Origin of the sequence: Actinomadura violacea (assembly GCF_017573465.1) — a bacterium.
In the GTDB taxonomy this organism is placed as follows: domain Bacteria; phylum Actinomycetota; class Actinomycetes; order Streptosporangiales; family Streptosporangiaceae; genus Spirillospora; species Spirillospora violacea.
Map to the genome: position 1 here is coordinate 13670 of NZ_JAGEPF010000001.1, position 23812 is coordinate 37481.

A 23812-nucleotide genomic window follows, 5' to 3' on the forward strand; every position below is an offset into this window, starting at 1 on the left:
GCCTACGCGCCGGACGGTTCCGTCTCGCGGGCCGGAAGGAAACGCGTGCGGCGCGAGGGGCTCGCCGGCTGGCTGGGGTAAAGGGTCCTGTCTCCCATGATCAGCGTCGCGAGGGCGACGGCGATCGCGGCCGGTAACAGGTGCCCGACGGCGCCGGACATCTCGACGGCCATGATCATCGCGGTCAGGGGCGCGCGGGCGGCGGCGGCGACGCAGGCCGCCATTCCCACGATGACGAAGGACGCGGGCCGCCCCGCCGGGCCGCCCGCCATCTCCAGGAGCCGCCAGGACGCCGCCCCCGTCGCCGCGCCGATGACCATCGCGGGTCCGAAGACGCCGGCGACGCCGCCCGACCCGACGGTCAGCGACGTCCCCGCGATCTTGGCGAGCGGCAGTGCCAGCAGCGCCCACAGCGGAACGCCGAGCAGCCACCCGGCGTCCGTCGCCGACTGGATCATGCCGTAGCTGGTGCCGAGTACCCCGGGCAGCAATAGGCCGAGCAGGCCCACGGCCAGACCGCCGACGGCGGGCCTGGCCGCCCGCGGGATCCTCCGCCGCGCGTCGAAGAACGCCTTCGTACGGTGGAGGGTCCAGCAGTAGCAGCGGGCGGCCAGCCCGGCGAGCACACCGAGGAAGAGGAAGTACGGCAGCCGGACGAGGACGAGCGGTCCGGCCGGCTGGTCCCCGAACATCGGCCCGAAACCCAGGACCGCGGCGAACTCCGCGTACGCCACGGCCGACGCGATCAAGCCGGGGAACAGCATCTCCGGGGCCAGGCCCCGGCGGTAGAGCAGCTCGGCGCCGAGGAGCGCCCCGCCGAGTGGTGCCTTCAGGAGCGCGCCGACACCGGCGGCCATGCCCGCCGTGGCCGCGATCCGCGCGTCGGCGTCGCCGAGGCGGAAGACCCGGGCCGACACCGACCCGAAGGCCGCGCCGATCCGGGTGATCGGTCCCTCCGTCCCGCCGCAGCCGCCGGTTCCGAGGGTCAGGGCCGAGGCGGCCGTCGTCACGAAGGCATCGCGGCCGGTCAAGCCGCGAGGCCCCTGATGCACGGCCCTGATTGTCGCGTCCGTGCCGAGCCCGCCCGGGGACGGCGCCAGCCGGTGGCCCAGCACGGCGCCGAGCACGGCGCCACCTGCGACCAGCGCGGGCACGGCCTCGGGAACGCCGATCCCGCTCGCGGGCGCCACATGCCCGTCGCCCGCGTCCGTCGCCGGGGAGAAGCCGGCCAGCATTCCGAGCGCGCCGTGGGTGATCAGCGCGAGCAGCTCGTGCAGGGCGAGGGCGCCGAGCCCCGCCGCGGCCCCGATCACCGCCCCGATCGGCAGCCATTTGAGCAGATAGGGCCAGTCGCGAACGGGAGTGCGCCACCAAGTCCGCGCGGTAGCGGGACGGCCCGGGTCCGCGCGGGCGATCACCCGTGCCGGTTCCCTCCGGCGGGGGAGGCGGACGGTGCCGGCGGGGGAGGCGCCACCGAGGGCTCCGGCGCGACCGTCGGAGCATGACCGATCCCGTCGTCTCCGGACTCGAGTATCCGCAGCGCCCTCTCCGTCAGCAGCCCGCCCGCCCGCCGCTCGACGGCGGGGGCCAAAAGGTCCTTTTCTCTGGCCAGGCGGACCCAGTTCGCCGCGACCCGCCATTTGCAGTCACAGGCGTCCGCCAATTGACGTACCGGGTCGCTGTATCCGGAGTCCACGTACCAGGAATAGACAGCGGCGACGAGCGCGAAGAATTCATCCGGCCGTCCGGCGCGCCCCGGACGTGGATTCTCCTGCACTTCCCGGCCGATTTTCTGGGCCATGCAGACAATGGCCTCCGCGAGCGCGTCGCCTCCTTGCGCTCTCGATACCGCGCTCGATATCGCCCTTGCCTCACGGGAGAGCTGCGTCAGCGGGATGGCCCGCAGAGTGCTGACGGTGATGCCGCGTGTGGTGGCATCGGACGAGGTCGCCGGCGCCGGCTTGATGGTCATCTCCGTCGGCCCGCCCGTGACGGCCGAGGACCAGCGCATGGTGATCTGCCACGGGCCGATGACCAGATCCTGCTCGACGCCGTCCATTGGTTGCTCTTGCTCGCCGCCGCCATCCTCGGCCGCCATCTCCGGAGAGACGCTCCCGGAATTGACGACCGTCCGTTCCAGGCTCTGCAACATGCTCATTTCTGCTCCCCATGAACGGGCCGATCGACCTGGGTCTTCTCCCTACAGTCCTGGCGGATGCCTGATCGGCAAGTACGGGTCCTCGGCCCGCGCCGACAAAGCGAATCCGAGAATCGGCCGGCGGCGCGGCGGAAGCGGCCGCGCCCGCCGCCGCGACGCCGCGGCGGGCGGCGAGCACGCCGGGCGGCCCGGCGCGGGCCGGATCCGGCGCGGGCGGTTGCGGGCCCGGCCGACCGCAGGACGATCAGGTACGTGCGCCCCGGCTGCAGACGGAAACGGGAGGGATGAGCGCCTCATGGCGATCAGCGACCGGAACGGCGTCAGCGGGTGCCTTCGGGCGGGTCGCTCGCCTCGCACACCGCCACCGCGTGGCACAATGACCGCAACCTCGAGCCGGTCTCCCGGCCCGGTATGCCGCAGCAAGGCACCCTTCGCCGAATCGGGCGCGCCACATCGTGGTCTTCAGCGTCCTCGCGAGGCGCATTTCCGATGCCGCCTCTGCCCACGTGTCGGCAGACATCTGCGATGAGCACCGCCAGGTGCATCCCCTGACCGTCCCCGACCCCGCAAGAGGCACCATGGCATTCCAGCGAGGAGCGGTCGGCCCATGATCGTCGCCCGTCCCTACCCCTTGGCCGCGCCGCTGATCACCTGGCGGGGCGCGCACCACACCGCATGGCGCCTGCTCCAGCTGCCGCACCTGGTCGCGCTGCGCGGGACGACCGCGCGGGACCTGGTGCCGCTGGCCGACCACGTCCGCCGGATCCTGCACGCCGACCGGCTGTGGATCGACGTCGACCTGCCGTCCGGGCCGGCCGTGGTCGACGCGCGGCCCGGCGGCGCCGACGAACGCCCCGCGCCTCCCGGCGGGCTGCTCCGGAGCGGTTGCCCCGTCCGCTCCGAAGGCCCCGTCCGGATCCCGCGCGAGGCGCTGCCCGCCGGCTGGCGCGCGGGCGTGCTCGTCCCCCTGCGCGCACCGGACGGGCGGCACGCCGGCCGGCTGCTGCTCGGCTGGACCCGGTGGCCCGGCCGCTGGGGGGCCGCCCGTGCGACCGGCGCGGTGCTGAGCCTGGCGCTGATCAGCACGGCCCGGTCGATCGGCGCGTTCTGGGCCAACGCGTGGGCGGTGCACGAGGCCGAGCAGAAGCGCTCCAAGCTCAAGGGGGCCATCGACCACTGCGACGCGGCCTTCGTCGTCCTCACCCCGCAGGACCGCGTCGCCGTCTGGAACGCCACGATGGCGAAGCTCACCGGCGTGCCCGCCGAGCACGCGGTCGGCCGGAGCCCCGGCGAGCTGTTCACCCTCACCGACAAGGACGGCCTCCCGCTGTCGCTGGCCGACGCGCCCCAGGGCGGGGTCGAGCTGACCACGCCGTCCGGGCGGCGCCTGTGGCTGGAGGTCTTCTCCTCGCCGTCGGCCGACCGGTCGGCCCACCCGATGACCGCGCTGTTCGTGGACAGGTCGGCGAAGCGGCAGCTGGAGGACATGCGGCAGCTGATGCTCGCGTCCATCCACCACGAGCTGCGCGACCCGCTCACCATGATCCGCGGGCACGCCGAGCTGCTGGAGACGATGGTCCCGGCGGAGGAGGCGCGGCCGTCGCTGGAGGCGATCGTGCAGGCCGTCGAGATCATGAAGCACGTCATCGGCGACCTGGACCACCTCGACACCGACCCGCTGGCCCCGTCGGCGGCGCAGGCGGAGGCCGTCGAGGCGGGCCCGCTGCTGCGCCGGACCGTGGCGGGCGTCCCGTCGGCCGCCTCGCGCACCACCGTGTCACCGGAGCCGGGGCTGGTCCTGCACGCCGATCCGATCCGGGTGCGCGAGTGCGTACTGCTGATCCTCGGCAACGCCGAGAAGTACGCGCCGAAGGGCCGGATCGAGATCACCGCGCGCCGGGCCGGCGGGTGCGGCGTGATCGCCATCGCGGACGAGGGGCCCGGCATCCCCGCCGACGAGCGGCCGCTCGTCCTGCGGCCCTACTACCGGCTGCCGACCACGCGGGACCTGCCGGGCTCGGGGCTCGGGCTGCACATCGCCGACCGGATGATGAAGGCGATGGGCGGCCGGCTCGAACTGTCGGAGTCGCCGGCGGGCGGGCTCGAGGTCGCGCTCCGGCTGCCGCTCGCCCCGCCGGACGGCGACGAGGGACCGGCCGAGGAGGAGGTCAGGGAGCGGTGAGCGCGGTGATGACCCGCTTCAGCTCGGCGAGCTCGAACGGCTTGCCGAGCACGCGCGTCCGGACGCCGTCGTCGAGGTTCCCGGACGCGCTGGCCGCCGCGGTGAGCACCAGCACCGGCACCTGCGCGGTGCGGTCGTGGCGGCGCAGCCGGGTCAGCAGGTCGGCGCCGTCCATGTCGGGGAGCATGCGGTCGAGGATGAGCAGCTCGGGCGGGTCGGGGGCGTTGAGCTCCAGCCAGCCGTCCTCGCCGCACTCGGCGACGACCGGCTCGTGCCCGTCGCGTTCCAGGATCATGCGGAGCAGCTCACCGACCCTCGAATCCTCGACGATGAGCACCCGCAACTTTCCTCCCGGCCCTCCGGACCTATCGCCGTGCAGATCGAACGAGGCTACCAGTCACCGCGCGTGACGCCCCGGCCGAAAGACGTGACTCTCCGGCCGGATCAGGCCACGGCTCCGACTCCGGCCGGCCGCGCCGGACCGGTCCGGTCTGTACCGGAATCGGGGCGTGTTCCACCACTCACCTCGCTTTATACCCGTCCCGGAATCTTGTGCGGCGATAACATTGAGCGTGTGGCGCGCGTACTGGTGGTCGACGATGATCCGAGGCTCGTCAAGGTCGTCGCGAGCCTGTTGCACAAGCGCGACCATCAGGTGGAGTCGGTGCCGAACGGTGAGCTGGCCCGCCAGGCCCTGCGCCGCGGCGGTGTCGACATCGCGCTGCTGGACGTCAACCTCCCCGACATCAACGGGCTCTCGCTGGTCTTCCAGCTCCGCGAGGAGGGCAACACCACTCCGGTCATCCTGCTGACGGTCCGCACCGAGGTGCAGGACCAGGCGCTGGGGCTGCGGCTCGGCGGCGACGACTATGTCGCCAAGCCGTTCAACCCCGAGGTGCTGCTGGCCCGGATCGAGGCGGTGCTGCGGCGCAGCGCCGCGGGCGCCGCGCCGCGGGCCGATGAGACGCAGAGCGGGTACCTCGAGATCCCTCCCGTGCTCGTGGACCTCACCGCCCGGCAGGTGTTCAAGGACGGCACCGAGGTGCGGCTCGCGCCGCTGGAGTACGCGGTGCTGGAGTTCCTGGCGACCAACCGGGGCCGGGCGGTGTCGAAGGAGGAGTTGATGCTGCGCGTCTGGGGCACCAGCCGCGGGGTGTCCCGGACGCTCGCCGAGCACATCTCCCGGCTGCGCCGCAAGCTCGGCGACGGCCTGATCGTCACGCAGACCGGCTACGGGTACCTCATTCCGGCGCCTCCGGGGGATCGCGCAACCACAGCTCGGTGACGAGGGTGTCCTTGCCCTCCAGCCGGGACCACACCTGGTGCCCGTGCGCCTGCATGGTCGCGCGCCAGCGCGCCAGCCCGAGGTCCTCGCCGACCCCGCCGCTGACCTGCGTCGGCCACGGCAGGCCGACCCGCGTCCGCACCTGCTCCAGGTCGCGGCGCCCCGGCCGCCGGGACACCGAGCGGACGGTGTGCACCGTGAAGCCGGCCTGCCGCCGCACCGACACCCGCTGGGACATCGCGCCGCCGAGCAGCGTGTCGTGGGTCCGCATCGCGTCGGCCACGATCATGCTCCGGCTCTCCTCGGCCCGGCGGATGTCCTGCAGGTCGGCGAGCAGCCGGGCGAGCCCCTCGACCGCCGAGCCGAGCATCGCCGCGTCCTCCCCGGCCTGCGCCGCGGCCACCTCGCCGAGCAGGCCCGCCGTCACCGAGGCGATGGTCAGCTCGACCGCCATCCGGTGGGCGAACCCCCGGGTGAACCGGTCGTGCCAGCGTTCCGGGTCCGTCGGGTCGGGCTGGTGAAGGGCGACGGCGGACGACCGCGTCAAGGGGACGGCGACGAGCGGCCCGATCACGTACGGCGACCGCCAGATCATCGCCTGGCCCGCGGCGATGAGCACGACGGGGTCGACGGGCGCGCCGTCGCCGCCCATCAGGTCCTCCAGGCCGCACGGCGGGACGCCGCCGCGCGCGTGCACGAGCACCGGGTGCGTCAGGTCCGTCCCCACCTCAGCGCGCATCCGCGACCCGTGCTCCGGCCAGGACACCGTCCAGCGCCGGGTGCGCGGTCACCGTCGTGCCGGCGAGCGGGGGCTGCGGACCGAGATCGCTACGGATCGTTCGCACCGTTGTGTTCCTCTCGTTCTCTCCTGCGGGTCGACGTCGCTCGGTCCGGCCGCGCTCCGAAGCGTGAAACCCCTCACCTCTAACGTCCGTCGGTGTGCGGATCGGCAAGCCCCGGCGGGGCTTCAGCTGTAGCGAGAAGCACACCGATGAGGCACCGCACAGGCACCGGTAGTTCAACATCGCTTCCACAGAAGATCAATTCCATGTCAACGAGCGCCTGGCGCGGCTCCGCGACGCGCCGCGGCCGGGTTCCGGAACAGTGCGCTGACCTGCCCGTCTGCCGGTCCTTTCGCAGGTCGGCCGGGGCGGTACGGACATTGCCGTGCAACTTCCGCTATGGACAGCCCCGGGAGGATGTCAATAAACGCCCCTGTTCAGACCGTTTTCGGCCATCGTCGCATCAACCCCGCGCCCCCGCGTTGAAGGAGACAGATGGACACCGCGCAGCCGGCCGGCGCCGAGTGCTCTGCCGCCGACGAGTTCCGGACCCGCAACAACGCCCTGTTCGCCCGCCGCAAGGAGCTGCTGGAGCGGATCGGCGCGTTGCGCGCCCGCATCGACGCGAACGCCGCCGACATGCTCTGCGAGCTCACCCTCCGGCGGGCCGAACGCGAGCTGGAGAACCTCACTCACGAGATCGTGGTCGCCAACTACGGGCTGGTCCGCCGTTACGTGGCGATGTTCACGGCCCGCTCCACCGAGCACAACGAGGATTTCGAGAGTGCCGGGAAGGTGGGGCTGCTGTGGGCGATCTCCTCCTATGATCCGGCGCGCGGGCCGTTCGCGAGCTGGGCGTTCAAGCCGATCCAGCGTGAGGTGCTGCGCGCCGTCCGCGACGCCGACCATCCCAACCTCAACCTCGGTGACTTCGAGAAACGCCCGGCCATCCTGGCGGCCGAGCAGGCGTTCCTGGAGGACAGCCAGCCCGACGCCCGGCTGGACTACACCGACATCGCACGGCGGGCGGGGGTGACCGAGGCGCAGGTGCGGCGCGTCCTGGACGCCCCGCGCCTGGACAGCCTCCAGGCACCGGCCGGCACCCAGGACGGCGACACCGTCCCCTGGGAGGACCGGCTGGCCGACCCGTCTTTGAGTCTGGAGGAGGAGGTGCTGCTGCGGTTCCATCTGGGCACGGTCGTCGCCGAAGGGTTGCCGACCCTGGACCCCCGCGAACGGTACGTGCTGACACGCCGGTTCGGGCTGGACGGCGAGCCGGAGCAGTCACTGCGCGCCATCGGCGAACAGCTCGGCCTGTCCCGCGAAGGAGTACGGCAGATCCAGCAGAAGGCACTGGCCAAACTCAACGAACCCATCGCCGACGCGGTCTGAGGACGGTCTGCGAACGACACAAGGTGTGCTGGTCCACGGGGTCACCCGGGCCCGGTCGCCGCGGACTCCTTCCAGAGCCGCTCCATGGCCTGCCTGGCCTCGTCCGGGGATCCGAAGACGCGCGGCGCCGACCTGAGCACCCGCCGCACGTCCCGTGCCCCGCACACCAGGACGCCGGACGCGGTGAACGGCCGGTTCGTCATGCCCGGCACGCACACGACGGCCAGCACGTCCGCGCCGTCCAGCCGGTGCGCCAGCCACCGCGCCCGCTCCGCCGCCTGCCGTGCCGGGTCCCCGTCCAGGACCCGCATGCCGACCCGGATCGCGTCGCCGTCGGCGGTGACCCGCCCGTCCCCGGGCCTCACCTCGACGGCCGCCGCGCCCTGCCACCGGGTGGCGACCACCGCGCCGCAGTCGCCGTCCCGGTCGCCGAGCGCGACGCCGTACGCGGCGGCGCCGGAGGCCGTCCGCCGGATCGTGGCCCGTGCCCTTCGCTCGGGCCGGGCCAAGACCGCGGCCCGGCCGGCCGGGCGCAGTGTCCGCGCCGACCAGCGGGACGCGACCGCGCACCCGGCCCCGGCCGCCACCGCGAGCAGTGCGCCGAGCGCCCGCTGCACAGGCGGGACCGCCAGCGCGGCGAGCGCTACGCCGCCGGCCGACGCGGCGCCCAGCGCCAACGTCACGGCGGCGAGGAGCGCGCCACGGCCGTGGCGCCGCCATGCCCGCTCGGAAACGAGCCCTCCGGCCCGTCCGACCTCGTACATAGGGACCTCGCGCATATCGCGGCCGGCCGAACGGCCGGCCCCTGGCGACCGGCCCCCGCCCGCACGGGCAGAGGCCGTTACTCCCTGTTCGCGGGCGTCCGCGACCCGAGGCCGTGGACGTGTTGTGCGCCGGGACCCGTGGCCTCGACGTCCCGCGGCGGTCGCCGCGGACATGAAGGACCGTCCGGAATCGCGGGCCCGCCGCAAGCCCGTGTTGCGTTCGTCACGCCGATGCGGCACCGGGACAGCCGCGCTTCGAGCCGCCGCGGCGCGGCGGCATAAGCCCCGATTCCGGCGTCCGCCGTACTACTGTTTCGGGGTGAACCGGATGAGCGAGTGTCGGAGAACGATTGCAGATGCCCTGTGAGCGTGCACGGTCGTCCATGTGACGATGGGGCACATCACAAAGGAGAGCTGTGAACGAGTTGACCGACTACGTCCTCGCCGTTCGCGTCACAGGCTCGCCGTCCGCCCCCGAGGGTGTCAAGTCCGTCGACGTGACGCCGCCCGCGGGCACCGGTGACATCACCGCGGCGGCCGTTGAGGGTCTGCGGGCCGGTGGGCTGACGCCGGCCGACCTCCGCTCTCGGGTGATCTTCATGGCGCCGGACGACCCGGGGTGCCTGGTGTCCTACGCGGCCCTATGCGGATTCGCCGGCCGTCGCGTCGACGCCTACGCCGGTGGAGCGGTCCTAGAGTTCTCCCGTCTGGACCCCGACGGAAGCACGTTCGCGGACGCGGGACGGCCCGACGGGCACCTGATGTGGGCCCAGGCCGGCGGCCCCGGCATTCAGGACGCGCCCGAAATGCCGACCGTCCGGCTGGCCCTGAACACGCCCGGCCTCGCCGAGCCCGAGGCTGTGACGGTGATTCGCTATGCGGCGCGGTTGCGGATGGTCGCGTCGGCGGCGGTGCGTGATGCGCTGGCGATGCTGCTGCTCATCGCGGCGATCCGGCGGCGCGGCGAGGACCGCTTCCCGTACCTTTCCACTGGTACCGAGCCTGCGCCCACGACCAAGGACGACCCGACCCAGGGCATCGACCTGGAGAAGATCCGCCGTGCGGCCGCCGAGCACCGCAAGGCGCTGCGGGCCGGCCGCAAGGGCGCCGAGATCGTCCCGGCGGTGCCGGTCGGGGCGCACGACCAGCGGATCGCCGACGCCAACAAGACCTCCGTCACCACCGTGCTGACCAGGCTCGGGTCCACCGCCGACGCCGCCGGGCGCTGGAGCTGCCCCCGGCCGGACCGGCACGGCGACGGCGACCGGGACCTGTCGATGAAGATCTCCGGGGACAACCGCGTCCGCTGCCGGCGCTGCGACGGGGAGAAGGCCGGACCGGTCCGGCTCGTCGTCGACGTCCTCGGCCTCACGCCCGACGAGGCCGCGGCCTTCATCCTGGACTCCACGCAAACGCTCGACACCCGGAGTGGCTGGGGGCCACCCGGCGAACGAACCGGGGGACGAACAGATGCCGTCAGCGCATGACCGGCTGGGCACAGTATTGATCTTGGTCGACGGGGCTGCGGCCGGTTCGGTCCATCGCAGTGTGCTGGACCGGGTGAGCGAGATCGGGGGGAGGCTGGGCTGCTGTTCGGCCGCCAGGCTCGGGGGGCTGCCGGCCTCGTTCGGCGATGCCGGGCTGCGGCGGCTGCGGCGTGATCTGGAGGAGGTCATGGCGTTCGCGCAGGCGGCCCGGCGTACCGGCTGGGTGCTCGGCGACCTGGTCGCCGCTCCCGGGGACGCTCCGGTTCCGGTTCTGGACACCCCGGACGGCCGGCTGTGGGCGAGGTCGACGCGCGGCTTCGAGCTGCACGGCCCCGGCGGCGTCCGGCAGGTCACCGAACTCCCCGGGACGCCCGGGACCGCGACGCGCACCGCGTTACCGCTCCTGATCGCCCCGCTCGCCCAGGCCGCCGCCCGCGCGGAACTCCTGGAGGTGGCGGAGCCGGCGAGCTGACCCATGTCGTGGCCCACCGGATCGTCAGTGCAGCGCGACCTTCTCGGGGGCCAGGGATCTGCCGGTGACGACCAGCCGCACCGCCGCGGGGAACTGCGTCTCCGGATTCGCGATGAGGGCGCCGACCTGCCCCGCCGCGGCCATGTCCTCCGCCACCGAACCGGGCCGGACGCCCGTCACGTAGTCGGCGTCCAAGGGTCCCTTCGCCGCGATGCACCCGCTCGGCAGCACCATGAAGGGCCCCACGAAGACCCGGCTCCCGGACGGGACGAGCGACGCGAACGCGCGGACGACGATCCGCGCGGCCGGTCCCGTCACCGTGACCGCCTGCAGCCGCTGCAGCGCGTCCCGGACCCGGTCGAGCAGCTCCTGCGTGACGACCCCCGACGCGAGCAGCGACTCCGCGCCGGGCCCGGTGTCGTAGGGGCGGCTCACCACGTAGGAGTCCCCGACCTGGGTGACGATGGCGCCCAGTTCGGCCTGCGCGCCCTCGATCGCCGCGACGGCCTTGCGGGCGCTCGCCCGGCTCGGGAAGCCCGGCACCTCGTACACGCCGTCCGCGGCGCACACCGTGACCCGCGTGCCGCGCACGTGCACCTCGTTGATGCGCTTGTCGAGCCACAACTCCCCGAGCAGATGCTGGCCGCGCAGCACCTGGTAGACCCGGCCGGCGAGGACGCGGTCGCCGTCGGTGTGCCGCATCAGCACTTCCAGCCACGTCTCGGACAGCCGCGCCTCGGCCGAGGCGGCGATCCGTTCCGCGGCGACCCACGCCGGGTCGGGCGGCGGTCCCGCGTCCGCGCCGCCGCTCGGCACGGGCGGCACCTTGGGCCCCGCCTCCTGCGGCGCGACGCGCTGCGGCCCGGTGTTCTCCGCGGCGATGTTCTTCGGTCCGGTGTTCTGCGGTCCGGTGTTCTGCTGCCTGGTGTTCTTCGGTCCGGTGTTCTGCGGTCCGGTGTTCTGCTGCCTGGTGTTCTTCGGTCCGGTGTTCTGCGGCCCGGTGGTGTTCTGTGCTGGGATGTTCTGCGGTCCGGTGTTCTCCGGCTCGGCGTCCTGCGGCTCGGCGGTGTCGGCGATATCGGCGGGACCCTGCTGGACCGGCGCTTCCGCGGGAGGCTGCGCCGGCGGCGCCTCCTTCGGCGCCTCGGGCGCCCGGATCCCGTCCGAGAACATGGACGCCCATTCCGCCTGGGCGCCGGACGCCGCCGGCCCTTCATCGGCCTGCGCCGCCGCGGCCTCGCCGTCCGCGGTGCCGGCCACCCAGCGATCCGGCGCGGACGGCGCGGGCTGCTGCTCCGCGGGCTCCTCCGGGGGCTCCTCCACGGGCTTGCTGTCGACGCCGAGCGTCGCCCAGAAGTCCGTCCCGCCGGTTGTCGCTGCCATGGATCGTGTCCTTCCGAATGGGTGGGTCGGTGTTCCGGTGGCGGCCGCCTCACCGGCCGCCGCGCACCTCGATCGCCACCGGAGGGAACACGCGGATCCGCACGGGTTCGACGACGGTCCGCGGTTCGGCGGCGACCTCGACGGCGGGGAGCTTCTCGTCGCGGCCATAGGGTCCGCGGACCGCCTCGATCGCCGCGACATGCCCGTGCCCGGCCCTGCGCTCGCACGCGTAGGAGAAGATGTCGCCCGTCGCGGCCTGGGCCTGCATCACCTCGAGGCGCGAGGACTGCTGCCGAGCCGTCGCGTAGTCGTGCAGCCAGATCCCGCGGCGGACGGCGGCGACGAGTTCCTCTTCCGGCAGGTCCATCGCGCGCGCCTCCGCGTACCCGGCGGCCCGCCCGCCCCAGAACAGCAGCCAGGTGGTCCGGCGCACCCGGGCGCCCGACTTCCAGGCGCCGATCAGCTCGTTGAGCACGGCCTTCCACCTCTCCACCGCGATCCGGAGTCCGCCCGGAATCGAGCCCTTCGCGGAAGACCGTCCGCCGCCGTGCGTCACCGGCAAGGGCCTACGCGCCGGTAGGGAGAAGGAGAGGCGCCGCCGGAACGCTAGGGCCCGGTGTCCGTGGGGCGGAGTGCGGTGAGGGTGGTCCGGACGAGGCGGTGGACGGCGTCGGGGTCGTCCAGGTCGCCGGCGGCGGCGAGTGCGTGCAGGCAGTAGAGGGTGAGTTCGCCGGTCGGGACGTCCGCGCGCACCGCGTCGGCCGCGGCGGCTTCGCCGAGCAGGCCGTCGACGAAGTCGCGCAGCCGCCGGTGGGCCGCGGCGACGTGTTCGCCGCTGTGGAGCCGGCCCGCGAGGTCGCCGTCGTGCCCGCGGCGGTGGAACAGCATCCCGGCGTAGGCCGCCAGCACCGCCTCCAGGCGTTCGGCGGCGCCGGTGGTCCGGTCGCGGGTCCGGAGCAGTTCCTGCAGGTGGTGGTCGATCTGGCGGTCGTGCCAGGCGCGCAGGATGGACTCGACGTCGGGGAAGTACTTGTAGAGCGTCGCGCGGCCGATCCCGGTGTCCTTGGCGATCTGGGACATCGTCACGCCGGTCAGCCCGCGTTCGGCGACCAGCGCGGCGGTGGCGTCGAGGGTCGCCTCCCGGACCGCGTCGCGGTGCGCCTCGATCGTCTGGCTCCAGATCCTCGGCATGCGGACCAGCCTACGCCGCGTCGCCGTCTCGCCCAGATGCCTTGAGGGCGACGATCCATGCGCTTAGTAGACAGTATGGCTTGACATAGACACTATGTATCGCAAAAGTTGGGGCACGGCGCCGCTCGGACGGCGCCGTCCCGGATGACGAGGAGCGCGCGATGCCCGATCTGCCGTCCCACCCCGAGACCGAGGGCCCCGGCGGGCCCGCGATCGCCGCCCGGCCGCGACGCCGCAGGGCGCTCGCCATCGCCGCCGCCGTCGGCGTGGTCCTCCTGGTCGTCGTGCTGCACCTGACCGGCGTCATCAGCATGGGAGAGCACTGATGATCGAGGTCGACGGGCTGGTCAAGCGCTACGGCGGCGTCACCGCGGTCGACGGCCTGTCGTTCACCGTCCCGCCCGGTTCGGTGACCGGGTTCCTCGGACCGAACGGCGCGGGGAAGTCGACGACGATGCGGATGATCCTCGGGCTGGACGCGCCCACCGCGGGGTCGGTCACGGTCAACGGCCGGCCCTACACCGGGTACCGCCGCCCGCTCCGCGAGGTCGGGGCGCTCCTGGACGCCAGGGCCGTGGCCGGCGGACGGTCCGCCCGCGACCATCTGATGTGGCTGGCGCTGAGCAACGGCATACCCCGGTCGCGGGTGGACGAGGTGCTCGGGCAGGTCGGGCTGGCGTCGGCGGCGCGCAAGCACGCCGGCGGCTTCTCGCTCGGCATGGCGCAGCGGCTCGGGATCGCCGCGGCGCTGCTGGGCGACCCGCCGGTGCTGATGTTCGACGAGCCCGTCAACGGCCTGGACCCCGACGGCGTCGCCTGGATCCGGACGCTGCTGAGGTCGCTGGCCGCGCAGGGCCGCACCGTGTTCCTGTCCAGCCACCTGATGAGCGAGATGGCGCGGACCGCCGACCGGCTCGTCATCGTCGGGCGCGGCAGGCTCATCGCCGAGACCACCGTCTCCGGCCTGCTCGCCGACGGCGGCGACGACCACGTCCGGGTCCGCTCGGCCGAGGCCGGCGACCTGGCGCGGCTGCTCGCCGAGCACGGCGCCGCCGTGGCACGCGACCCGGACGGCGCCCTGCGGGTCACCGGCGCCACCGCCGGCGAGATCGGCGGCCTCGCGCGCGCTCGGGGGATCGGCCTGCTGGAGCTGTCGCCGCAGCGGATGTCGCTGGAGCAGCGCTACATGGAGCTGACCCGCGACGCCGCCGAATACCGGGCCGGCGATCCGGTGCCGGCCCCGACGGGTTCCGCGAAGTGAAGGGCACCGCAATGATCGTTGCCACCGCGCCGTCCGGCCGCCGCCGAAGCGACTTCGTCGATGTGCTGCGGGCGGAGCTGTGCAAGCTGCGCACCGTCCGCTCCACCACGTGGGCCCTGCTGGTCGCGTTCGCCTCGAACATCGGCTTCGCCGTCCTCGTCGCGACCGTCCTGGTTCCTCGGCTGGACGCGGGTGAACGCGCCCGCGTCGACGTCGTCCAACTCGCGCTGGCGGGCGTGCACCTGTCGCAGATCGCGTTCGGCGTGCTCGGCGCCCTGACCATCACCGCCGAGTACGGGAGCGGAATGATCCGCACGACGCTGGCCGCCGTCCCGCGGCGCCGCACGGTGCTCGCGGCGAAGGCGCTGGTGTTCACGGGTGTGGCGCTGCCCGCGTCCATCGCATCCGCGTTCGCCGCCTACCTCGTCTTCCGAGCGGCCCTGCCCGCGCACACACTGGCCGGCACGTCGCTGGCCGCCCCCGGCGTCGCCCGCGCCGTGGCCGGCGGCGGCCTCTACCTGACCGCGCTCGGCCTGCTCGGATTCGGCCTCGGCGCGATGCTGCGCTCGTCGGCGGGCGCGATCGCGACCCTGTTCGGGCTGCTGTTCATCCCCCCGCTGCTGCTGGACCTGCTCCCGGGCACGTGGAAGAGCACCGTCGGCCCCTACATCCCGATGCAGTCCGGCGACCAGATCTACGTCGCCGCCCACCGCGAAGCGGCCGCCCTCGGACCGTGGACGGGATTCGGCGTGTTCTGCCTCTACGCCGCGGCCGCCCTGGCCGCCGGCTTCGTCCTCACCGACCGGCGCGACGCCTGAAGCCGTCGTGAACGACCCGCGCCAGACCGTCCGACCAGGAAGGACGTCACGCATGCTCGCATCCGAGGCCCGCGTCCCCACGGACCGCGCCGACCGCTATCTCAAGCAACTGTGCAAGCACGTCGACCAGATGGGCGCGCTTGCTCCCCGGCACGGCCACGACCTGGTGCGGCACACCGAGGGCGTCATCGAGTTCGGCACCGGGCGCTGCACGCTGCGGGCCGACGGCGAAGGGCTGACGCTGCGCGCCGAAGCCGCCGACCGGCGATCCCTCGACCGGCTCCAGGACGCCATCACCGGGCGCATCCGGCGCATCGGCCGCCGCGACGCCTTGGCCGTCACCTGGACGCCGGCCGGAACGGGCCCGGAGAGCGCGGCGGCGATCGTCGGCGAACTGCTGACGCCCGAAGGCCGCGCCGACCCGTTCCCGCTCTACGCCCGCGCGCATCGCCTCGGGCCCGTCTCCGAGATCGCGGACGGCCGGTTCCTGGTCTGCGGGTATGCGGCGGTCGACCGGGTCCTCCGCGATCCCGGCTTCGGACCGGCGGCACGCCCGCCGAAGGACCCCGGCGGCGCGGCCGGCCGGTCGCCGTCGATGGCCAGGTCGATCCTCTGGGCCGGTCCGCCCGACCACGGGCGCATGCGGTCGCTCATCTCCCAGGTCTTCACCGCGCGCCGCGTCGCGGCCCTGCGGCCGGCGATCGAGGACGCCGTCGACGCCCTGCTCGACGGCCTCGCCGAAGCCGGCGCGGACGGCCGCCCGGCCGACTTCATGGACCGGTTCGCCTTCCCGCTGCCCGTCACCGTCATCTGCGAGCTGCTCGGCGTCCCGGCGGCCGACCGGCACCGCTTCCGCCGGCCGGCCGCCGACCTGACCGGGGCGCTCGAACTCCCGGCCCTCGCGTCCCCGCCCGGCGCCCCGGACGGCCCGGACGCGGACGGCCCGGCCGGCGCGGCCGCACGCGAACTGGCCGGATACTTCACCCGGCTGATCCGCGAGCGCCGGGCCGCCCCGCGCGACGATCTCGTCAGCGCCCTGGTGGCGGCCCGCGACGCCGGCGACGGCCGGCTGTCGGACGAGGAGCTGCTCGCCAACCTCGTCCTGCTGCTCGTCGCGGGCTTCGAGACCACCGCCGGCCTGCTCGGCAACGGCCTGGCGATCCTGCTGGACCGGCCGGACGTCCTCGCGGGGCTGCGCTCCGGCGGGATCGCCGTGCCGGGATTCGTCGAGGAGGTCCTGCGCTACGACAGCCCGGTGCAGGTCACCACGCGCGTCGCGCGCACCGGCGGCCTCACGGCCGGCGGCCTGCCCGTCCCCGAGGGCGGCGAAGTGGTCCTGCTCATCGGCGCCGCCAACCGCGACCCCGCCCGCTACCGCGACCCCGGCCGTTTCGACCCGTCCCGTCCCGACGTCAGACCGCTCAGCTTCGGCGCCGGCCCGCACATCTGCCTCGGCAACGGCCTGGCCCGCCTCGAAGCCGCCGTCGCCCTGCCCCGGCTGCTCGCCCGCTTCCCGGCGATCTCCGCCGTCCCCGGCGCACCGCGCACCCGCCGCGACCGCCTCGTCCTGCGCGGCCACGAGACCTTCCCGGTACGCCTCGTCCCGGCACCCCCATCCGACGACGCCCGATGACCGAGGCGATCAACAGCAAAGCGGCCCCGCGCCACGGAAGTGGGGCGGGGCCGCGGTGCGGCTTGCGGGGAGGGTCAGCCGTTCCAGCCGGAGGTGAGCTGCTGGCGCGCGGCGAAACCGGTCGCGCGGCCCGCGTAGACGTACATGACGCCGGTGTTGCTCTGCACGCCGATCAGGTCGGCCTTGCCGTCGCCGGTGACGTCGCCGGTGTAGGTGAGCGAGCGGATGCCGCCCCAGCCGGAGCCGAGCTCCTTGCGGGTGCCGAGCGCCTTGGACGCGCCGGGGTAGACCCACAGCGTGCCCTCGGAGATCCGCACCGCGATCAGGTCGGCCTTGCCGTCGCCGGTGATGTCGTTGACGCCGACCAGCTTCGTCATGCCGTTCCAGCCGCTGTTCCCGATCTTGATGCGGGAGCCGAGCGCCTTGGACTTGCCCGGGTAGACCCACAGCGTGCCGTCGGACGTCTTCGTGGCGATGAGGTCGGGCTTGCCGTCACCGGTGAGGTCGGGGATGGAGGTGAGGTCCTTCATCCCGTTCCAGCCGCCCGTACCGATCTTGATGCGGGTGCCGAGGGCGTTCGTGCCGCCGGGGTAGAGCCACAGGGTGCCGTCGGACTTCTGCACCGCGACGAGGTCGGCCTTGCCGTCGCCGGTGAGGTCGCCGATGCCGGTGAGCTCGGTCATGCCGTTCCAGCCGCCGGTGCCGATCACCTTGCGGGCCGACGCGGCCAGCGCGGGGCCGGGGTAGAGCCACAGCTTCCCGGTCGCGCGGTCGACGCCGGCCAGGTCGGCCTTGCCGTCCCCGGTCATGTCGCCGACGGCCGACAGGTCGGCGTCGGTGTGGCCGGTGACCTTGTCCAGGCCGTAGGACTGCGCGTCCGCGGCGAGCTTGGCGGCGCTGATGGTGTGCGAGCCGCCGGTCGGCTTCCACGGGTCCCAGACGGTGATCGTGCCGGCCTTGGTGTCGTAGCCGTAGGCGATGATGGCGTGGCCGACCTTGGAGCCGGACATGCCGGCGTTCCAGGGCAGCTTCTCCATCCACACGCCGAGGACGGGCGCCCGCTTGAGCACGCCGATGTCGTAGGAGACGTTCGCCATCATCTTCGACGCCGTCGAGACGTCGGTGAAGCCGTAGCTGTAGCCGAGCGGGTCCACGTACCCGTTCATGACGGGCAGCGACTGGTTGCCGGTGGTGCCGTGGGCCGCCGTCGTGCCCATCTGGGTGGCGAGGGTGTCCTGGCTGACGGACACGCCGAACGTCGACAGGCTCATCGACGCCGAGGTCGGCACGCACTTGTAGTTGGTGTTCTGGTACTGGCCCTTCAGGGACAGCTTCGCCGCGGTGGGCGCCGCGGCGGCGGCCGCGGCCGAGACCTTCGGCGCCATGAGGGTCTTGTTCGCCTTGACGACGGCGTCGCCGCGCGGCGGACGGGGAGCCGGGGACGCTTCGGCCGCGGGGGCCGTCACGGCCACTCCCGCGGCTGCGAGCGCGAGCGAGGCCAAGGGGGCGGCGAATCGCAGGCGCCGGCCTGACGTCTTCATGGGGGGTCTCCTCGCATTCGGGGGGAGCGGCCCGTTCTCCCGGTCACGGGAAGGGAGGCCACGCCTATGGGGGGACGCCGGCGGTCACACGGACCCGCGCCGCCCGGAACTTCGCCGCCGTCACGGAGCGCCATTCCCCCGTAAGCGGCGAAATGGATGTTAGCGGATGATGATCAGTTTTGGCCGAAATGATCGCCGGAGGCTCCGGGTCAGCGCCGTCCGCGCCGGTGCGCCCCGTCTCCGGGCCGGGGCCGGCGCGCCTCCGCGGCGAGGTAGGCGGCGAGGACGACGACGGCGGCCGCTTCGAGGGCGAGGGCCAGCCAGACGGTGGTCCGGTAGCCGTACTCGTGGAAGCCGAACAGCGACGCCTGCTCGCTGATGAGCAGGCCGATGATCGTGCCGAGGAGGAACACGATCCCGCCGAGCGCGACGAGGGCGTGCGGCGCGCGGCCGACGATCGGCAGCGACCCGACGATCGGCATCGACCCGAGCGGCGCGAGCAGCGAGAGGCCGAGCACGACGGCGCTGGCGAAGTTGGCCGCGAACAGGTCGCCGATGATCGGGATCACGCGGTAGTAGTCGGCGAAGTACTCGTACAGGTGCACGGCGCCGACGCCGAACAGCAGGAGCGCGGCCAGGCCGCGCAGCAGGACCGGCGGGAACGGTACCGGCGTGGTCGCGGCGAGGTCAGAGGCCGCCATGGGCGCTCCCCGTGGTCTTGATCTGTCCCTGCGGGGTGAGGGCGAACCAGGGGGAGCCGAACTGGGTGATGCCCTGGCCCTGGGCTTCGCCGCGTCCGGTGTCGGCTTGGTAGTAGTACAGCGGATGCCCCGCGTAGACGAGCTGGCGAGGGCCGTCCGAGCGGGCGATCGTGGTCAGCATGCCCGGCTGGGCCGCGCCGGCGGTGCCGGGCCGTCCCTGGGTCGTCGCCGGAGGCCAGATGCTCGCGCAGGCGCCGAAGCAGGTGGACCGGTTCGGCGGGTCGGCGGCGAACAGGTACAGCGTGCGGCCCTTGCCGTCGACGAGGACCTGCCCCAGTTTCGGCACGGCGGCGGAGGCGACCCGCTGCCGGCCGGGGTGCTGCGAGTTCGTCGCGAACGCGCAGCCGGTCGCGAGCAGGCCCGCGGCCGCGACGGCCGGCCACCGTCGCAGCCGCCGCGCGTCAGGAGCCACCCTTCCCGACCTTCGTCCCGGCCGAGGACACCACGAACCACCCGGCGCCGAACTGGTTGAGCCCCTGCCCCTTCGCGCTGCCCTTCACCGCGTTGTCGGGCGTGTAGTAGTACAGCGGGTGCCCGCCGTAGGTGACCTGCTTCTTGCCGTCGCTCCTGGTCGTGGTGCCGAGCTTCGACGTCTTGGCGTCCGAGCCGGCATGCGGCGTTCCCGTGCTGGTGACCGGCGGCCACACCGCCGCGCAGGCCCCGGTGCAGGAGGACTTGCCGCCCTGGTCCTTCTCGAACAGGTACACCGTGCGGCCCTCGCCGTCGACGAGGACCTTCCCCAGGTTCCCGACCTTCGCCGTCGCGATCGTTCCGCCCTCGTCGGAGGTGTTCGGCGCGGACGAGGCGGCCACCGGCACCGCGTGGCGGTGCGCGCCGCCGGATCCGCCGCACGCGGCGGCCGCCACCAGCAGTGCCGCGAGCGGCACCGCGAGCCGCGCCGCCCCGGACGGGCGCAAAGACGTTCGGGACACCGCAGGACGTCCTTCCTCGGAGAGCCCCGGCACCGGCCGTCCCGATGCCGTCCGTTCTGGCCCGCCCGTACCCGGGCGAGCGGCGGCCGAACGGACTTGCCAAGACGCTGACCTGCCCTTTCTTCGCCGGCGAACCGGCGCTGGCGAACCCTTGGGACGGCCCCCGGCCGACCGGGGCTCAGGGGGCGCGAACGGTCCGCGCACCTGGCGCGGCTCATCCTCGACGGGCTGCGTCCCCCGCGCTGACGAAGGTTCGCCGCCGGGACGGGGCCGTCCCGGCGGCGTTGGGCGGCCGCGGTCAGTACCCGCCCGGCTTGCTCGTGGTCGGCGCCGGCGACGCCGGTGCCTTGCTGGTGCCGGACGGCGACGGGCTCGCGGGTGCGCCGCCGCCCGCACCGCTGACGGTGATCTGCGTCTTCATGCCGAGGGCCTTGTGATTGTCGACCGGGCACCACATCTGGTAGGTCCCGGCCTTCAGGGGGACCTTGAGGTCCGCCGAGGAGCCGGGCTTGACGCCCTTGATCTCCTTGGTGCCGCTGATGCCGGGTCCGGAGATGGCGAGCCCGTGCATCATCGTGCCGGCGTTCTTGGCGACGAAGGTGTACATCCCCGGCTTGAAGGTGGTCGTGGACAGCGACAGCGAGTACTCCTTCTCGGTCACGGTGACGGTCGTCATGCCCTTGGTGGACGGGCTGCCGCTCATGGTCGTCTTGCCGCCCGGGCTGGGGCTCGTGGTCGCGTGTGCGGCGCTGACGGGCAGCAGGGCGCCGGCCGCCAGCAGCGCGGCCCCCGCCATGGTGGAAATGGTGGTTTTGTTCATAAATGTCGGGCTGCCCGCCGCGCTCCCGGACTAACCGAGCGGCTGTCGCCGAAAGCGCAGGTCAACGGCGTGTTGAGGGAAGGTCGGCTGACCGGCCCAAGCCCGCCGCCGCGCGGCGATCCCGCCTCTCTCTCCGCCCCCGTGTCACAGCCGGGCGGGGCTGTCTCGTCTCGGGTCCGAAAGCAGCGCCCTGAAGCGGGAAAGGTGATGGTCATGAGGGTTTTCGTGGCAGGCGGAAGCGGCGTCCTCGGGCGGCGGCTGGTGCCCCAGCTGGTCGCCGGGGGACACCAGGTGACCGCGACGGCGACGAGCGCCGCCAAGCTCGGCGCGCTGGAGCGGCTCGGCGCCGAGGCCGTCGTGATGGACGGGCTGGACGCGGCGTCGGTCGGCGAGGCGGTCGCCGCCGCCCGGCCGGACGCGGTCGTCCACCAGATGACCGCGATCTCCCGGGAGCACGCCGGCAAGCCCGACATCAAGCACCCCGACCGCTGGTTCGCGCTCACCAACCGGCTGCGCACCGAGGGCACCGACCACCTGCTCGCCGCCGCCGAGGCGGCCGGCGTGGCGCACATCGTCGCGCAGGGCTACGCGAGCTGGAACGGGATCCGCGAGGGCGGCTGGGTGAAGACCGAGGACGACCCGCTCGACCTGCTCGAAGGGACGGCGGCGCAGGTCGGCATGGAGGCGATGCAGCACGTCGAGGACGCGGTGCTCGGCGCGGGCGGCGCGGTGCTGCGGTACGGGGCGTTCTACGGGCCGGGCGCCATCGACGACCAGGTGGAACTCGTCCGCAAGCGGCAGTATCCGCTCGTCGGGCGCGGCACCGGGTACAGCTCGTGGATCCACCTCGACGACGCGGCGAGCGCGACCGTCCTGGCGGTGGAGCGCAAGGCGCGGGGCGTGTTCAACATCGTCGACGACGAGCCCGCTCCGGCGAGCGAATGGCTGCCCCATCTGGCCGTCTGCGCGGGGGCGAAGCGGCCGATGCGGGTCCCGGTGTGGCTGGCCCGGCGGCTCGCCGGGGACCAGGCCGTCATCATGATGACGGAGGGGCGGGGCTTCTCCAACGCCAAGGCCAAGCGGGAGCTCGGCTGGGAGTTGCGGCACCCGTCGTGGCGGCAGGGCTTCAAGGAAGAGCTTTCGTGAGCGGGACCGAAGAGGATTTCCAGGAGCTGCGGCCGCTGCTGTTCTCGATCGCCTACCGGATCCTCGGCAGCGTGAGCGAGGCCGAGGACGCGGTCCAGGAGACCTGGCTGCGCTACGAGACGGCCGGGGCCCGGCCCGCGTCGGCGAAGGCGTACCTGGCGGCGGTCGTGACCCGCATCTCGATCGACGTGCTGCGCTCGGCCCGCGTCCGGCGGGAGCAGTACGTCGGGCTGTGGTTCCCCGAGCCGCTGCTCGCCGACCCCTACGAGGACCCGGAGCGCTCGGCGGAGCTGGCGGACTCGCTGTCGATGGCGGCGCTGCTGCTCCTCGAACGGCTCAGCCCGCTGGAGCGGGCCGTGTTCGTGCTGCGCGAGGTGTTCGGATTCGGTTTCCGGGACGTCGCGTCCGCGGTGGGACGGTCGGAGGCGGCGTGCCGTCAGCTCGCCGTGCGCGCGCGCCGCCACATGGATGCGGGACGTCCGCGCTTCGAGGCGGACCGCAGCGAGCGCGAGGAACTGGCCGGACGCTTCTTCGGCGCGTTCATGGAAGGCGATGTCGAAGGGCTGAGGGAACTGCTCGCCGCCGACGTGCAACTCGTCAGCGACAGCGGCGGCAAGGCCCCGCGCTGGGGCGAGGGCCTCGTCGGCGCGGAGAAGGTGGCGCGCGCGCTGATCACCCTTGTGCGGCCCTTCACGCGGATCGGCGGCGTCGTCGAGCCGTGCGAGCTGAACGGCCAGCCGGGCGCGGTGTTCCGCGACCGGGACGGCAAGGTCGTCAACACGTGGTCGCTGGACATCCTCGACGGGCGGATCCAGGCGATCCGCACGGTGCTCAACCCGGACAAGCTCGGGCATGTGGGGCCGGTCGCGGACGCCTGGGAGGTCGTCCAGGAGACGGCGCGCGCCCACCGGCCCACCTGAGACGGAACCCCCGCGCGGCCCGGCCCGTCTGATTCCGGCGTCCGCGAGCACAGTGGGGGGAACCGGGATGAGGGTCCGCGAGGTGCTGCTCCGGCGAAGCCGGCTCCCGTGGGTGATCGCCGCGGCCCTGGCCGTCGTCGCGGCGGCGGCGGTGCTGGTGGTGGCCGTCCTCGACGAGCCCGCCCGTCCCCACTACTGCAGTTGCAAACCGCCGCCCGACACCAGTGCGGTCAAGGAGGTCCCCCGCGACTGGCAGGCCGCGGCGAAGCATCGCGACGCCGCGGCGGCGTGGCGGCTGCTCACGCCCGATGCGCAGCGGCGGTACGGGACGCCGGGCCGCCTGCGCGCGGCGCTGGCCCGCATCGCCCCGGACCCGCGCGGCCCCGCGGAGTGGCGGCTCGTCGACATGGTCACGCAGGGCCGCGGCACGCCCAGCGCGTTCCTGTACCTGCTGGTCGAGAAGCGGACGCTGCGGCCCGCCGGGGCCGTCGTCGTGCACTCGATGGCCGCCGGCGGCGCCGACGGGCGCGTCGATCCGGCGCCCGCCGCGACCGTCCGCATCCTCGAACCGGCGGCGCACGCGAAGCTCGGCGACCGCCCGCCGATGCGCGCCGCGACCGCCGATCCGCCCGAGTACGTCGCGGTGCAGGCCGGCCGGCTGACGTCCGGCACCGCCGGCGCGATCCGCGGCCCCGACGGCCGCGACAAGCCGTTCTTCGAGCCGCTGCACCCCGGGCCGACCCTGATCGTCGCCGTCCAGAGCGACGGGAACGGGCGGTTCACCTGGGGAAGCGTCAAGGTCACCATCCGCTGACGCCGGTCCCCAGCCTGGCCTGGTCCGCTCGATGACGCAGGCCGCCGCGGGCGAAAAACCTCACCCGGCC

At 73.6% G+C, this 23812-nt stretch carries 25 protein-coding genes; 12 read left to right on the top strand and 13 right to left on the bottom strand.

The genetic code is table 11. From position 1 onward, the window contains the following. Positions 1-2 precede the first annotated feature (2 nt). A complete protein-coding gene (locus tag J4709_RS00070) occupies positions 3-1313 on the bottom strand; it encodes a chloride channel protein (RefSeq protein WP_208235587.1) in 1311 nt (436 codons plus the stop codon). A 101-nt stretch (positions 1314-1414) separates the two neighbouring features. Continuing rightward, entirely contained in the window at positions 1415-2158 is a 744-nt protein-coding gene (locus tag J4709_RS00075) for a hypothetical protein (RefSeq protein ID WP_208235588.1), read from the bottom strand. Between the two features lie 607 nt (positions 2159-2765). Between J4709_RS00075 and J4709_RS00080 the strand changes: the two genes are divergently transcribed. Next, entirely contained in the window at positions 2766-4340 is a 1575-nt protein-coding gene (locus tag J4709_RS00080; RefSeq protein WP_208235589.1) for a sensor histidine kinase, read from the top strand. Here J4709_RS00080 and J4709_RS00085 read toward each other — a convergent pair. Then, positions 4327-4677, bottom strand: a complete 351-nt coding sequence (locus J4709_RS00085; RefSeq protein ID WP_208235590.1) for a response regulator transcription factor — start codon at positions 4675-4677, stop codon at positions 4327-4329. The genes J4709_RS00080 and J4709_RS00085 overlap by 14 nt on opposite strands. Positions 4678-4914: 237 nt before the next feature. Here J4709_RS00085 and J4709_RS00090 point away from each other — a divergent pair, with 237 nt between their 5' ends. Then, positions 4915-5625, top strand: coding sequence for a response regulator transcription factor (locus J4709_RS00090; protein WP_208235591.1), 711 nt, complete (start codon positions 4915-4917; stop codon positions 5623-5625). Here J4709_RS00090 and J4709_RS00095 read toward each other — a convergent pair. Next, positions 5582-6364 carry a hypothetical protein gene (locus J4709_RS00095; protein WP_208235592.1) on the bottom strand — a complete coding sequence of 261 codons (783 nt, stop codon included), beginning with the start codon at positions 6362-6364 and terminating at the stop codon, positions 5582-5584. The genes J4709_RS00090 and J4709_RS00095 overlap by 44 nt on opposite strands. A 538-nt stretch (positions 6365-6902) precedes the next feature. Between J4709_RS00095 and J4709_RS00100 the strand changes: the two genes are divergently transcribed. Next, positions 6903-7799 carry a sigma-70 family RNA polymerase sigma factor gene (locus J4709_RS00100; protein WP_208235593.1) on the top strand — a complete coding sequence of 299 codons (897 nt, stop codon included), beginning with the start codon at positions 6903-6905 and terminating at the stop codon, positions 7797-7799. A 41-nt stretch (positions 7800-7840) separates the two neighbouring features. On the opposite strand, the gene J4709_RS00105 is transcribed toward J4709_RS00100, so the two are convergent. Further along, a complete protein-coding gene (locus J4709_RS00105; protein WP_208235594.1) occupies positions 7841-8482 on the bottom strand; it encodes a hypothetical protein in 642 nt (213 codons plus the stop codon). Positions 8483-8979: 497 nt separating this feature from the next. Between J4709_RS00105 and J4709_RS00110 the strand changes: the two genes are divergently transcribed. Continuing rightward, on the top strand, positions 8980-10050 hold the full coding sequence (locus tag J4709_RS00110) for a hypothetical protein (RefSeq protein WP_208235595.1): 1071 nt from the start codon (positions 8980-8982) through the stop codon (positions 10048-10050). A 73-nt stretch (positions 10051-10123) separates the two neighbouring features. Then, the gene (locus J4709_RS00115) at positions 10124-10522 is read left to right on the top strand and encodes a hypothetical protein (protein ID WP_208235596.1); all 399 of its coding nucleotides are present in this window, start codon (positions 10124-10126) and stop codon (positions 10520-10522) included. 24 nt (positions 10523-10546) lie between these two features. Here J4709_RS00115 and J4709_RS00120 read toward each other — a convergent pair whose 3' ends face one another. The 3 genes from J4709_RS00120 to J4709_RS00130 all read right to left on the bottom strand — a co-directional run bounded on the left by J4709_RS00120 (position 10547) and on the right by J4709_RS00130 (position 13096). After that, complete coding sequence (locus J4709_RS00120; protein WP_208235597.1) at positions 10547-11905, bottom strand: hypothetical protein; 1359 nt, start codon at positions 11903-11905, stop codon at positions 10547-10549. 49 nt (positions 11906-11954) lie between these two features. Further along, on the bottom strand, positions 11955-12380 hold the full coding sequence (locus tag J4709_RS00125) for a hypothetical protein (protein WP_208235598.1): 426 nt from the start codon (positions 12378-12380) through the stop codon (positions 11955-11957). Between the two features lie 131 nt (positions 12381-12511). Then, positions 12512-13096, bottom strand: coding sequence for a TetR/AcrR family transcriptional regulator (locus J4709_RS00130; RefSeq protein WP_208235599.1), 585 nt, complete (start codon positions 13094-13096; stop codon positions 12512-12514). A 161-nt stretch (positions 13097-13257) separates the two neighbouring features. On the opposite strand from J4709_RS00130, the gene J4709_RS00135 reads away from it, so the two are divergent. From J4709_RS00135 to J4709_RS00150, 4 genes are read left to right on the top strand one after another with little or no spacing between them, the layout of a single operon-like run. Next, positions 13258-13422, top strand: coding sequence for a hypothetical protein (locus J4709_RS00135; protein ID WP_208235600.1), 165 nt, complete (start codon positions 13258-13260; stop codon positions 13420-13422). After that, positions 13422-14357 (top strand): ABC transporter ATP-binding protein, encoded by a 936-nt coding sequence (locus tag J4709_RS00140; RefSeq protein ID WP_208235601.1) that lies wholly within the window; start codon positions 13422-13424, stop codon positions 14355-14357. The genes J4709_RS00135 and J4709_RS00140 overlap by 1 nt, the downstream gene beginning before the upstream one ends. Before the next feature lie 11 nt (positions 14358-14368). Then, complete coding sequence (locus J4709_RS00145) at positions 14369-15175, top strand: ABC transporter permease subunit (RefSeq protein ID WP_208235602.1); 807 nt, start codon at positions 14369-14371, stop codon at positions 15173-15175. Between the two features lie 52 nt (positions 15176-15227). Continuing rightward, positions 15228-16808: a cytochrome P450 gene (locus J4709_RS00150; RefSeq protein WP_208235603.1), complete on the top strand. Its 1581-nt coding sequence runs from the start codon at positions 15228-15230 to the stop codon at positions 16806-16808. A gap of 74 nt (positions 16809-16882) precedes the next feature. Here the strand turns inward: J4709_RS00150 and J4709_RS00155 are convergent, their stop codons facing one another. The 5 genes from J4709_RS00155 to J4709_RS00175 form a co-directional block, all read right to left on the bottom strand. Continuing rightward, positions 16883-18274: an FG-GAP-like repeat-containing protein gene (locus J4709_RS00155; RefSeq protein WP_208235604.1), complete on the bottom strand. Its 1392-nt coding sequence runs from the start codon at positions 18272-18274 to the stop codon at positions 16883-16885. Positions 18275-18558: 284 nt separating this feature from the next. Beyond that, the gene (locus J4709_RS00160; RefSeq protein WP_208235605.1) at positions 18559-19050 is read right to left on the bottom strand and encodes a hypothetical protein; all 492 of its coding nucleotides are present in this window, start codon (positions 19048-19050) and stop codon (positions 18559-18561) included. Beyond that, on the bottom strand, positions 19037-19522 hold the full coding sequence (locus J4709_RS52755; RefSeq protein ID WP_208235606.1) for a hypothetical protein: 486 nt from the start codon (positions 19520-19522) through the stop codon (positions 19037-19039). The genes J4709_RS00160 and J4709_RS52755 overlap by 14 nt, the downstream gene beginning before the upstream one ends. Continuing rightward, positions 19512-20042 carry a COG4315 family predicted lipoprotein gene (locus tag J4709_RS00170; protein WP_208235607.1) on the bottom strand — a complete coding sequence of 177 codons (531 nt, stop codon included), beginning with the start codon at positions 20040-20042 and terminating at the stop codon, positions 19512-19514. Before J4709_RS00170 ends, J4709_RS52755 begins: the two co-directional genes overlap by 11 nt. Positions 20043-20340: 298 nt before the next feature. Continuing rightward, a complete protein-coding gene (locus J4709_RS00175; RefSeq protein ID WP_208235608.1) occupies positions 20341-20838 on the bottom strand; it encodes a hypothetical protein in 498 nt (165 codons plus the stop codon). Between the two features lie 237 nt (positions 20839-21075). Between J4709_RS00175 and J4709_RS52760 the strand changes: the two genes are divergently transcribed. The 3 genes from J4709_RS52760 (at position 21076) to J4709_RS00185 (ending at position 23742) form a co-directional block, all read left to right on the top strand. Beyond that, positions 21076-22008, top strand: coding sequence for an NAD-dependent epimerase/dehydratase family protein (locus J4709_RS52760; RefSeq protein ID WP_232382765.1), 933 nt, complete (start codon positions 21076-21078; stop codon positions 22006-22008). Further along, positions 22005-22928: an RNA polymerase sigma-70 factor gene (locus tag J4709_RS00180; RefSeq protein ID WP_307800818.1), complete on the top strand. Its 924-nt coding sequence runs from the start codon at positions 22005-22007 to the stop codon at positions 22926-22928. The genes J4709_RS52760 and J4709_RS00180 overlap by 4 nt, the downstream gene beginning before the upstream one ends. 67 nt (positions 22929-22995) lie before the next feature. Next, positions 22996-23742 (top strand): hypothetical protein, encoded by a 747-nt coding sequence (locus J4709_RS00185; protein ID WP_208235610.1) that lies wholly within the window; start codon positions 22996-22998, stop codon positions 23740-23742. Positions 23743-23812: the final 70 nt, after the last annotated feature.